At 58.3% G+C, this 11,714-nt stretch carries 9 protein-coding genes; 4 read left to right on the top strand and 5 right to left on the bottom strand.

Translation table 11 applies throughout. The features are described from left to right. Positions 1-159: 159 nt before the first annotated feature. The 5 genes from rnc to Q0367_RS09100 form a co-directional block, all read right to left on the bottom strand. A complete protein-coding gene (rnc, locus tag Q0367_RS09120) occupies positions 160-927 on the bottom strand; it encodes a ribonuclease III (protein ID WP_298981739.1) in 768 nt (255 codons plus the stop codon). A 60-nt stretch (positions 928-987) separates the two neighbouring features. Continuing rightward, the gene (locus Q0367_RS09115; protein WP_298981737.1) at positions 988-2,106 is read right to left on the bottom strand and encodes a threonine synthase; all 1,119 of its coding nucleotides are present in this window, start codon (positions 2,104-2,106) and stop codon (positions 988-990) included. Between the two features lie 123 nt (positions 2,107-2,229). Beyond that, positions 2,230-2,796: a GNAT family N-acetyltransferase gene (locus Q0367_RS09110; protein ID WP_297635112.1), complete on the bottom strand. Its 567-nt coding sequence runs from the start codon at positions 2,794-2,796 to the stop codon at positions 2,230-2,232. A gap of 15 nt (positions 2,797-2,811) precedes the next feature. Continuing rightward, a complete protein-coding gene (locus Q0367_RS09105) occupies positions 2,812-3,483 on the bottom strand; it encodes an HAD family phosphatase (RefSeq protein ID WP_297635115.1) in 672 nt (223 codons plus the stop codon). Between the two features lie 143 nt (positions 3,484-3,626). Beyond that, entirely contained in the window at positions 3,627-4,538 is a 912-nt protein-coding gene (locus Q0367_RS09100) for an AraC family transcriptional regulator (RefSeq protein ID WP_297635118.1), read from the bottom strand. A gap of 202 nt (positions 4,539-4,740) precedes the next feature. On the opposite strand from Q0367_RS09100, the gene Q0367_RS09095 reads away from it, so the two are divergent. The 4 genes from Q0367_RS09095 to Q0367_RS09080 all read left to right on the top strand — a co-directional run bounded on the left by Q0367_RS09095 (position 4,741) and on the right by Q0367_RS09080 (position 11,707). Next, positions 4,741-8,109, top strand: a complete 3,369-nt coding sequence (locus Q0367_RS09095; protein ID WP_297635121.1) for a DUF5107 domain-containing protein — start codon at positions 4,741-4,743, stop codon at positions 8,107-8,109. A gap of 281 nt (positions 8,110-8,390) precedes the next feature. Next, on the top strand, positions 8,391-9,752 hold the full coding sequence (locus tag Q0367_RS09090) for an ABC transporter substrate-binding protein (RefSeq protein WP_297635124.1): 1,362 nt from the start codon (positions 8,391-8,393) through the stop codon (positions 9,750-9,752). 123 nt (positions 9,753-9,875) lie between these two features. Continuing rightward, entirely contained in the window at positions 9,876-10,793 is a 918-nt protein-coding gene (locus Q0367_RS09085) for a carbohydrate ABC transporter permease (RefSeq protein WP_297635127.1), read from the top strand. Then, entirely contained in the window at positions 10,790-11,707 is a 918-nt protein-coding gene (locus Q0367_RS09080; RefSeq protein ID WP_297635130.1) for a carbohydrate ABC transporter permease, read from the top strand. The genes Q0367_RS09085 and Q0367_RS09080 overlap by 4 nt, the downstream gene beginning before the upstream one ends. Positions 11,708-11,714 lie beyond the last annotated feature (7 nt).

Genomic DNA, 11,714 nt, shown 5'->3' with positions numbered 1-11,714 from the left:
CGCGTCATCAGCCTGCGGTTGGAGGGCGACCGCATCGTGAAATCTGACGGGGCTTCCGATGCGGTCGATCTGCGCACATTCGAGGAAGAGATTCAGATGTAAAGGCAGGCTTGCTTTCTTGCACCCATGCAAGGCGGGTGCGCAAATTTGCGCCGCCCCTCATCCGGAAGCCAGCGTCAGGCCGTAGCGCTCCGCCAGCGAGAAATCGTATGTGTAACCCTCGAGCGGAACGCCCAGGCGATGAAGCGCCATTGCAGCCGCCTGCTGCGAGGCTTCCTGCTTGCTGCGTCCCTCGCCGATGCCATAGGGACGCCCGTTGATCTGCACCACCATCACGAAATACTTGTCGTGATCGGGCCCTCGGCTGTCGATCTCTTTGTATCGCGGGGTGTGTCCGAACGTTTCCTGAGCAAATTCTTGCAGACGACTTTTGGGATCTCTGCTTTCCTGGATTTGTTCAAGCTTCTCGAGTTCTTCGGCGAAAAGCTGAACGAGGACCTTGCGGCAGACATCGGCGCCCTGGTCCAGATAAATCGCTCCGATCAACGCCTCGAAAGTTGCACACAGCGTCGCAGGACGATGCCTTCCCCCGCTTTCTTCCTCTCCATGGCCGAGCAATAGATAATCGCCCAGATGCAATTGCCTGGCCAGGTGCGCCAGCGTCTCGCGACGCACCAGTGCAGAACGCAGATTCGTCAATCGGCCTTCGCGTGCATCGGGGAAACGTAGATAGAGCAACTCGCTGAAAATGTAACTCAGCACGGCGTCGCCCAGAAATTCCAGGCGCTCATTGTCGACCCACTGCCCCTTGTTCTCGAGCAACTCATTCAAATAGCTGCGATGGACGAAAGCCTGTTGAAGGAGTTGCTTATCGTGAAATTCTACACCCAGCGCCTGTTCGAGCGTAGCCAAAGAAGGAATCGCCATACATCTCCCAAATCTGTTGTTGAATCCGTTCCCGTCTGCATCCGCTGTGGAGTCCACTGTTCAAACCTTCGGCGGTTTCTTGAGGCCATGTCCGGTCAAAATGCCCACGACAAGGTCTGTGTGCGGAATGCTTTCTTTGGGCGTTTTCTTTAACGCAGCTGCAATCGTGGCGCTGGTCGGTTCGACGAAAATGCCGCTGCTGGCGAGCTCGGCATGCGCCTCCGCCACTTCCTGGTCGTTGACGACGAGCGCCATGCCGCGCGAAAAGCGAATCGCCTCCAGCAGCGCCTGCCAACGCACCGGATAGCTGATCGCGATCCCGTCGGCGCTGATCGTCTGCACATGCGGCGTCGGCTCGATCGTGGCGGCGCCGCTGGCAAAGGCGTCATACAGCGGCGTGTATGGCTCCGCCTGCACGGCGATCAGGCGGGGCAGCTTGTTGGTCACGCCGGAGACGCGCAGATGCTGAAAGCCTCGCCAGGCGCCCAGCAGCGTGCCGCCGTGCCCAACCGGCGCAATCAGCCAGTCAGGCACAGTCCCCAACTGTTCCCAGATTTCCCACGCCACCGTCATCTGCCCCAGCAGGAACGCAGGATGCCATGCGTGAGAGGCGTAGGCCATCTCGCGGCTGTTGCAGGTCGCCGCCTCGACGGCGTGCGTCGCATCGGCGCGCGTGCCGGGCACTTCGACCAGTTCGGCGCCGTACACCATGATCTGCGCCTTTTTGGGGGCCGGTGCGCTGGCGGGAACGAAAATGACCGCGCGCAGGCCGGCGCGCCCTGCGTAGCAGGCCAGGCTGGCGCCAGCGTTGCCGCTGGTGTCATCCGCCAGAGCTTCATAGCCCAGCCCCCGCAGCCAGTTCACCATCACACAGACGCCGCGATCTTTGTAGCTGCCGGTGGGCATCAGCGCGTCCAGCTTCCAGTAGAGAGAACGACCTGCCCATCGATCGGGGATCAGCGGCGTCCATCCTTCCCCCAGGGTGATGCGCTCGTATCCATTGTGGACGACCGGCAGCATCGCCTCATAGCGCCACATTCCGCCCACTTTCGGCTCAATGCTGGCGGGATCGAAGAGCGGCATATCGGTAAATTCAAGGGGTGCGCCCGTCAGCGGACAACGCAGCGGACTCTGCTCCGCCTTGCATCGAAATTTGCTGGAAGGACAGTAGGCAATCAAGAAACTTCCTCTTCCATACTCGATGATGCGCTTGTGTCAGCAATCGTCTCACATCTTGGCTCGGATTGTCAAAGTGTCGATTGTACACCGTCGCCTGAATGGATTCACCCATTCCCCTGAACATCAGGAATCGGGCACCTCCTGGCGCATCTTCGACACGCCGTGGGTCACCGTCATCGTGTAGGGCAGACCGAGATTGCGGAACAGGCGGATGGCCTCCTCATTGTCGGGTTGGAAGACGGCCAGGATGGTGCGCACCTTCATCCGTCGCGCCAGGGGCACCAGCTGGCGCAGCAGCTCGCTGCCCACCCCTTGTCCCTGATAGTCGTCGCGCACCACGATCGCCGCTTCCGCTTCGGGTGAGTCGGGCTGCCCAGGAGGACGCGCCAGACGCACGACGCCGACGATCTCTTCCTCGTCGCCTTCGCCTTTGACGGCCACCACGGCGCCCTGGAAGGTGCGGTTGTCGACATTGGCCATCTCTTGCGCGCGACGATGCACTTCTTCGGGAGAGATGTTTTCTGCATAGGCGTGAAAGCGACGCCACCGCGTCTGCGGCGACAGCTTGTAGAAAAACGCCTCCAGCTTTGGCCCGTCGTCGGGGCGCATCAGTCGCAATTTTAGCACCTCTCCGTTGCGCGTCTTGAAGCTAGAGCGGATTCGTTTCGGCCATGGATTGCGAATTTTCATCTCCACCACTAAATTTTATGTCAAAACAACTTCCGGATCATCGACGCCGGCAAGGCTCGGCGTGACGATGCAGCGCGCCGCCGGATTCTCCTGGATCAACGTCTGTAGCTCCGGATGCGTTGCGATGCGTCCGACGGCGACGCTGGCCATGCCGGCGCGCATGGCCGCTTCGATGCCGTGAATGCTGTCCTCGATCACGAGACATTCATCCGGCGCGGCGCCGGCGAGCGCCGCACAACGCAAGAAGATCGTCGGCTCCGGTTTGCCCTTGGGCAAATGCACGCCGGAGACCAACCCTAGAAAGAAATCGCCTACGCCCAATGCATGCACGACGGCGGCGATGTTGGCCATTGGGCCGGACGAACCGATCACCTGCGTCATGCCCAGGCTGCGAAAGCGCTGCAGCCACGTCAGCGCGCCGGGCAAAAGTTGCAGCGCGCCTGGCGTGATCAGCGAACGAAAAGTCGCTTCTTTTTCGTTCGCCGCCTGTTCAATTGTAGCAGTGGCCTCTACGCCGAAATGTTCGGCCAGGATTTCGGCGTTGTTGCGCCCGTAGTCTTTGATAAAGCTTTCATAGGGGAGATCGACGCCGTAGCGCTGCATGGTGATGCGCCAGGCCTGATAATGCAGCGCCGTCGTGTCGGCAAGCGTGCCGTCGAGATCCCAGAGAATGGCCCGAATCGTCATGCGAACCTGCATCTTTCCTGAAAAAGGCTAAAAAAATGCGATCCTGTACAAAAGCGCCGCTGCAGCCAGGCGGCGCCGGTCGACAGAACCGCGTGTCGGAGTCAATTTTCGCACAGGGAACGATGTGCTCCCAAATCGGTGCATCACCCTTTGGGCGAGTTGCGATAGGCGCGAGGCGAGACGCCGAACGTTTTCTTGAACAAGCGCGAGAAGTAGTAGGGGTCAGAGTAGCCAACGGCCGCAGCCACCTCCTTGATGGAGAGCGAAGTGACCGAAAGCAGCGTGCTTGCATGTTGCATCTTGAGCAGGATGAAGTAATCGAGAGGAGAATGGCCGGTCTGCTCTTTGAAGATGCGGGAAAAATGAGATTCTGAAAGGCCGGCGTGACCGGCCATCTCTCTTAAGGAGAGAGAGCGGTGAAGGTTCTGACGCAAAAATGTCAGGGTCGATTCGATGCTGTGGAAACGACTCGTGCGCATGGCCGGAGAAAAGGCGGAATTGTTGAAAAACAGCTCACCCAGAAGATGGTGCAACACCTGAGCGCAATAGATGAGGCGCGAGAGAATGAATCCACCTGGGAACAGCGCATAACACGCGCGGAAGAGCGCCTCCACCGTCGCTCCGCATTGCGCATCCACAGACAATTTGTACGAAGTCGGCGTGACCACATGCGCCAGATACTCTCCTGTGCCGCCAAGAAAATGCACCCAGTGGATCGACCAGGGGTCGTCGTTGGAGGCGCCATAACAATGCGGGGTGTTCGCCGGGATGACGAGCGCTTCGCCGGAGTGGACGGTGAAAAACTCATCGCGCAGCTTCGCCCATCCGGCGCCCGCCACGCAGTAAATCAAAATATGCTCCCCTGCGCCTTCCGGCCGCTCCCGATAATGATATTGCGCCGTTGGATACCAGCCAATATCCGTCGGCAGGAGCGATTGCAATAGCGGATGTCCGGCGACGCGATCGAGTAAAGGCCTAGGCAAAACGTGTTGCACCTGGCCGCGAAAACCCTCGCGGATGCGAATCGGCGACTCGGGAATCCTGGACTCATCCATCTTGCAGTTGGCTTTCCTTGTGGAGCAGCGCCAGACGACAACTCATCAAAATCAGAAGATACTCCATCTTACCATGACTTCCTCCATTGCTCGCATTTGCGTCGTTATGATAGTTTGAGAACGCAGCTACCTTCGATTATCAGACGCATTGCAAGATTGCCTGCGCAGTCTTTTAAGAATCGCAGCAACGGAGAAAATTTTCATGTCAGAGCCGATCCCTTCTGTCGATGCACGCGTTCAGACGGTGACAATCCCGACCTACGGCGTGGGTCAACCGCAAAAGAATCCATTGTTCCTTGAAAAGCGAGTCTATCAAGGCAGCAGCGGAGCAGTCTATCCTTATCCGGTGATTGAACGCATTGAGGAGACCAAAACGGGGAAGGAGTACACGGCGATTTTTCTGGAAAATCGTTATCTTCTCATCATGTTGCTGCCTGAGCTAGGCGGCCGGGTGCAAATGGCGTTGGACAAAACCAACAATTACCACTTTATCTACTACAACCGCGTTATCAAGCCGGCGCTGGTGGGACTGACCGGTCCCTGGATTTCCGGCGGGATCGAGTTCAACTGGCCGCAGCACCATCGCCCCACCACCTTCTCGCCGGTCGACTATCGCATCGAAGAGCACGTCGACGGCTCCAAAACGGTGTGGATGGGCGAGATCGAAGCGATGTATCATCTGAAGAGCGTGGCCGGCTTCCGCCTCTATCCGGATCGCGCCTATCTCGAAATTGACGTGCGGCTGTACAACCCGACGCCCTTTCCTCAAACATTTCTATGGTGGGCGAACCCGGCGGTGCACGCCAACGACGACTATCAATCCATCTTTCCCCCTGACGTCCACGCTGTGATGGACCATGGCAAGCGCGCCGTCTCCACCTTTCCGATCGCCACGGGCGTCTATTACAAGGTCGATTATTCTCCGGGAACCGACATCTCTCGCTATAAAAACATTCCCGTGCCAACTTCGTACATGGCCTATCACTCCGACTTCGACTTTCTGGGATGTTATGATCATGGTCGGCGGGCAGGCATGTTGCATGTCGCCAACCATCACATCGCCCCTGGGAAAAAGCAGTGGACATGGGGAAACGGCGACTTCGGCCGCATGTGGGATCGCCAGCTCACCGACGAAGACGGCCCTTATGTCGAGCTGATGTGCGGCGCCTACACCGACAATCAGCCCGACTTTTCCTGGTTGCAGCCGGGGGAAGAGAAACGCTTCACGCAGGTCTTCATGCCGTTCAAAGGCATCGGCGGTGTAAAAAACGCGTCCAGGGACGCCGCCATCAATCTGGAAATTGTGGACAACATCGCGCACATCGGCGTCTATCTCTCCAGCCCCCGACAGGTCACCATCGTCTTACGCGCCGGCGCTGAGATTTTACTCCAAGAGCAATGCGCACTTTCTCCAGAGACGTGGCTGGAGCGCATTACGCCTCTTCCTCTCGGCCTCAAGGCCCAAGAGGTGACGCTGAGCGTGCGCGAGGGAGAGCGCGAGCTGGTCTCCTTCACACCCCTTCCGGAGGAGCGACCCGCGCCGCCCGCCCCGGCTACGCCCGCCCCTCCTCCAGCGGCGGTGATCTCCAACGAAGAGCTTTTCCTTCACGGGCTGCATTTAGAGCAGTATCGACACGCCACCTATGACCCAGAGGCGTATTATCGGGAAGCCCTGCGCCGCGACCCTCTGGATAGCCGCAGCAACAATACGTTGGGGTTGCGTCGCTTGCGTCAGGGACAGTTCGCCGAAGCAGAGCAGCTCTTTCGCAAGGCCATCGAACGCCTCACCTTTCGCAACCCGAATCCCTACGACGGCGAGCCGTTCTATAATCTGGGGCTCGCCTTGAAATATCAAGGACGCTTTGCAGAAGCCTTCGACGCCTTCTACAAAAGTGCATGGAACGCCGCATGGCAAGACGCCGCCTATTTCGAGCTGGCGCAAATCGAGAGTCGCCGCCAGCGTTACGAAAGCGCGCTGGAACTGCTCGAACGATCTCTGGAGCGCAACCAACGTCACCATAACGCTCGACATCTGCGAGTTGCACTCCTGCGTCGTTTAGGGCGACGAGAAGCGGCTCGCCAAGAGGCGGATGTGGGCGTTGCGCTCGATTCGCTGGCCTACGGATTGCACTATGAACGGTTTCTGCTCGACGGCGACCGCACGTTCGAGGCGCTCATTCAGGGAGACGTCAACCTATATCTCACCCTGGCGTTGCACTACGCACACGCCGGCCTTTTCGCAGAGGCCGTGCGCTTGCTCGAGGAGGCCCCCCAGCACCATCCGATGGTGCACTACTACCATGGATGGATGCTCTGGCAGGCGGGCGACGCCGCCAACGCCGATCTTGCGTTTCAACGCGGGGCCGCCGCCAGCCCCGATTATTGCTTCCCCAATGAGATCGAATGCATCCCTGCGTTGACGACGGCGATGCAGCGCTCGCCATCCGACGCGCGTGCACCGTACTATCTCGGCCTTTTCCTGTATGCACATCGAGTTCACGAGCAGGCGATTGCGCTGTGGGAACGCGCAGCGGCGCTCGACCCGAACTTTCCCACCGTGCATCGCAATTTAGGTCTTGCCTATATGAACCAGCGCAAGGACGCAGAACGCAGCCGGGCCGCCTATCAACGCGCCTTCGCCCTAGACCCAACCGATGCGCGAGTCTTTTTTGAGCTTGATCAACTGGATAAAGTCCTAGGAAGAGCGCCGGCGGAGCGCCTGGCGAACCTCTGCGCGCATTTCGAGCTGGTGCGTCAACGCGATGATCTCCTGGTGGAGTACGCCACCCTCCTCAACATCGTCGGTCGCCACCACGAGGCGCTGGAAGCGCTCTTAAGCCACACTTTTCATCCTTGGGAGGGAGGCGAAGGCAAAGTCTCCGCGCAGTACGTCGTGGCGTTGGTCGAGCTGGCGAAAGAGGCGCTGCGACGACGAGAGACGAAAACGGCGATCGACTATCTCCTGCGTGCGCGCGTCTACCCGGAAAATTTGGCCGAGGGCAAGCTCCCCAACGCCGCCGAAAATCATCTCGACTACTATCTCGGCCTGGCCTATAGGCAAGCGGGCGATGAACGGCGCAGCCAAGAGCACCTCACTCGCGCCACGCAAGGCGCCATCGAATTGAACATGGCTATGTATTACAACGATCGCCCTTCGGACATGGCCTTCTATTGCGGGCTGGCGCACGACGCTTTAGGCGAGCCAGACAAAGCGGAAGCGATCTTCCGTCAACTCATCGCTTATGGCGATGCGCACATGGAGGATCACCCCATCATCGATTATTTTGCGGTCTCTCTGCCCGACTTCCTGGTTTTTGAAGACGATCTGTCTCGACGCAATCGCGTGCATTGCCTCTATCTCAAGGGGCTCGGTTGGTTAGGATTAGGCGACGCACAAGAGGCGACGCGCGCCCTGGATAGCGCGCTTGCGCTAGACCCGGCGCATGTAGGCGCCACGCTGCATCGGCGCATGGTGGACGACGTCGACCTGCTTCCGCGAGCCATACATCGGACGCAGCACCAAATCGAGGCGGCGCAATTCCCTGCGAACAGCCTGCGCAGCGCTTCTTAAAACGTTTTTGACATGAGATGCAAGAAATTGTATGATGGCGCCACTCCCAACACATAGATTTTGAATGCGTCCATCAGCCGTTCATTCAAGACCTGTTGACATGAGGGCGTTTTTCGTCATTGACAACCGACCTCATTTGCGTTACACAGTGTAGAACGCAAGGTTGAGACAAACGACAAAGCCTGCGTCTGTCGCCTGTCTGCTTAACGCAGCGGACGGCGAAGCGCTGTATTCACGTTTTGTTGACCATCTTCACATCTTTCAGGAAAGGACAACCAACTATGAACCAGAATGGAATCAGCCGACGACAGTTTCTCCAATGGAGCGCCGTCACCACCGGCGCGCTGCTGGTGGCGGCGTGTGGCCCCGCCGCTGCGCCTTCGACTGCGCCCGCCGCAGAGCAAGGGGCCGCTCCTGCCACCGCTCCTAACACTGTGCAATACTGGTACGCATGGGGCAATCTTGATCCGGCGCTGGCCAAAATCGTGGAGACCGACGAATTTAAGGAGCACATGGGAGGCGCCACGCTGGAATACAAAGGCTCCACCGGCCAGGATGTGTTGTTGACGGCGATCGCAGCCGGCACGCCACCGGACGGCGGCTCCAACTACTCGTATGTCAACCTCTTCACGCGTGGAGCTACGATCGACGTCAAGGACATGGTGGACGCCAGCACGGTCATCAACAAGGATGACATCCTGGAGGGGGTATGGAACAGCGCCTTCTACAAAGGCGGCATGATTGGCATCCCCGGCATCGAATGTTATCTGTGGTGGGGGCTCAACGTCAACATCGAAACCGCAGAGAAAGCAGGATTGGATGCGTCGACGTTGCCCAAAACCTGGGACGAGGTGCTGGAGTGGCACAAAGCCATGACCATAAAAGATGACGCAGGCAATTTGCTTCAGTTTGGGCTAGACCCCTACGACGCGATGGCCAACGAGCCGGACTTCATCTCGGCTTCTTATGGGTTCAAGTGGTTTGATGAGGAGACCGGCAAATTCGATCTGGCCAACCCGCGCATGGCCGAAGGCTTAAATACGCTGGGCGAGTTCATCCGCATTGCGGGTCCCGATCAGTTCGCCGGCATGCGACAGGTGGAAGGGCACGGCACATGGGGGGCAGCCTTCAACGCCGGCGTGCAGAACATGATCATCGAAGGATACTGGCATCCGGGCGAAACGCAAATTCAAAAACCAGAAGTGGCGCAATACAACCGGGCGAGCTGGGCGCCGGTGCCTGCTGACCGCAAAGACGCCAACATCATGGCGACGGGTCTCCATGCGGTCGCCATCTTCAAAGATGCGAAAAACAAGGAAGGCGCTTTCAAGCTCGGCGAATTCTTCCAGACGCCCACAGCACTCAACATCATTTTCCAGGAGGTGGGCTGGATTCACGGCGTGAAATCCTGGCTGGAGACGGTGGATAAGAACGCCTACCCCGGCCTCTCCTTCTACATCGACGCCGGCCCGCAGGTGACGGAATGGACGATCGGTCGGCGCTGCCCGATCAACGACTTTGTGATCACCCAGTACGTAGAGTTGCGCGAGCAGGTCTATCGCAATCTGATCGATCCCCAGGCTGCAGCCGAGGAGCTACAAAAGCGCGCCGAAGCCGAGTGGGAGGCCCAGGGATTGGGATAAACGAAGGACGAGGGAGGGGCGCTGCGCGTCCCTCCTGTTCCCTGACGCTGTTCAGGCTGGGTCAGAGCGCGCTGCGAGACAAACGGCTGCTCTGACCGGCCGAGTTTTCAAACTGGAGGTGATATGACCGCAATTGTGACCGGTTGGCGCAACATGAGCAAGACGGAGCGGCGCAATCAGATTTTGGGGCTTCTGTTTGTCTCTCCGTGGCTGATCGGCTTCTTGCTATTTGCGCTCTTTCCCTTGATTGCCTCGTTCTACTACAGCCTCACTAACTACGACTTCATTCGCGAGCCAAGATTCATCGGCCTGGCGAACTATCAACGGCTGTTCACCGTCGATCCTGACTTCTGGATCGTCATGTACAACACGTTGTACTATGTCGGCATCGGCGTGCCGCTCGGCGTCGCCGTCGCTTTTCTCATCGCCAATCTGCTGAACAGCGACATTAAAGGCCGCACCCTCTTCCGCTCGGTGATTTACATCCCCTCCATCGTGCCGGCTGTCTGCACAGCCATGGTGTGGCTTTTCATTTTGAATGTGCAGTACGGGGTGATCAACGGCTTTTTGAAAACGCTCGGGATGGCGACGATCCCATTTCTTTCCAGCCCAGACCTGGCCAAGCCGTCGCTGATCATGATCTACGTGTGGGCGCAGGGAACCGCCGTCGTGATTTTTCTCGCTGCGCTGCAAGATGTGCCGCGCTCCCTCTACGACGCCGCGCTGGTGGATGGCGCCAATCTCTGGCAACGCTTCTGGAATGTCACCGTGCCCATGTGCACGCCGGTGATTCTCTTCAACTTTATCATGGGGATCATCACCGCTTTCCAGGATTTCACGCTTCCTTTCGTGTTGACCGGCGGCGGCCCCATGAAATCGACTGAGTTTTACGTGGTGAACCTTTACCGCAATGCCTTTGTTCAATTCAGCATCGGCAAAGCTTCGGCGATGGCCTGGATACTCTTCTTGATCATCCTCTTTTTCTCGGTCGTGCTCTTCCGAACGTCGGCGCGTTGGGTCTATTACGGAGGTGAAAAATGACGAGCGCAAGTCAAAGTGTTCGCACCCAACGCGAGGTGCGCCATCCGGAGAAGACCGCCTTCCTCTCGCTTTCCAAGGCGCTCGGTCGCGTTGCCGTGTACGTCGTCCTCATCTTCCTGGGCGTCACCTGGATTTTCCCGCTCTACTGGATGGCCTCTTCCGCGCTGAAGGACGACCCCCAGGTCTACACGGTGCCGCCGGTGTTGATTCCCAATCCCGCCCACTGGAACAACTTTGCAGACGCCTGGAATCGCTTCGACTTCAACCGGGCGGCGTTCAACTCCGTCTTTCTGTATTCGCTGCCGGTGACCCTCTTCACATTGATCTCTTCGATGATCGTCGCCTACGGCTTCGCCAAGATTCGCTGGCGCGGCCGCGACGCTCTCTTCTGGGTTTGCATCGCCACCATGATGCTGCCATGGCAGGTGACGATGGTGCCGCTCTTCATCATTTTTAAAAATTTGGGTTGGATCAACACCTACTGGCCGTTCGTCGTCCCGTCGCTCTTCGGCAACGCCTATTTCATCTTCCTCCTACGCCAATTTTTCCTGACCATCCCGGAGGAGCTTTCCGATGCGGCTCGCATCGATGGGGCAAGCGAGATGGGCATTTTATGGCGCGTGATCCTGCCGCTTTCCAAGCCCGCCATCGCCGTCGTGTTGCTCTTCCGCTTTCTCTGGGCCTGGAACGATTACCTGGGACCCTTGATCTACATTAACTCGGAGGCGATGCAGCCTCTGGCGCTGGCGATCTATCGGATGCGCACGCTGGCGTTGAGCATGGGCAATACGGCCATGGCCTATCCACATCTGATGGCGGTGAGCACGCTGATTGCACTGCCGATCATTTTGATGTTCATCTTTGCGCAACGCACCTTCATCGAAGGCATTTCAACAACTGGTTTGAAAGGTTGAGCGGAAC

This window comes from uncultured Caldilinea sp. (assembly GCF_937128415.1).
GTDB lineage: Bacteria > Chloroflexota > Anaerolineae > Caldilineales > Caldilineaceae > Caldilinea.
Note: the sequence above shows the minus strand (reverse complement) of the source record. Positions and strands in the feature narration are given on the sequence as shown.

Bases quoted from the DNA above. Each gene is read 5' to 3' on its own strand.
- Q0367_RS09085 (WP_297635127.1), top strand. From the start codon at position 9,876: ATGACCGCAATTGTGACCGGTTGGCGCAACATGAGCAAGACGGAGCGG.
- Q0367_RS09110 (WP_297635112.1), bottom strand. From the start codon at position 2,796: ATGAAAATTCGCAATCCATGGCCGAAACGAATCCGCTCTAGCTTCAAG.
- Q0367_RS09090 (WP_297635124.1), top strand. From the start codon at position 8,391: ATGAACCAGAATGGAATCAGCCGACGACAGTTTCTCCAATGGAGCGCC.
- Q0367_RS09080 (WP_297635130.1), top strand. From the start codon at position 10,790: ATGACGAGCGCAAGTCAAAGTGTTCGCACCCAACGCGAGGTGCGCCAT.
- Q0367_RS09100 (WP_297635118.1), bottom strand. From the start codon at position 4,538: ATGGATGAGTCCAGGATTCCCGAGTCGCCGATTCGCATCCGCGAGGGT.
- Q0367_RS09105 (WP_297635115.1), bottom strand. From the start codon at position 3,483: ATGACGATTCGGGCCATTCTCTGGGATCTCGACGGCACGCTTGCCGAC.
- Q0367_RS09095 (WP_297635121.1), top strand. From the start codon at position 4,741: ATGTCAGAGCCGATCCCTTCTGTCGATGCACGCGTTCAGACGGTGACA.
- rnc (WP_298981739.1), bottom strand. From the start codon at position 927: ATGGCGATTCCTTCTTTGGCTACGCTCGAACAGGCGCTGGGTGTAGAA.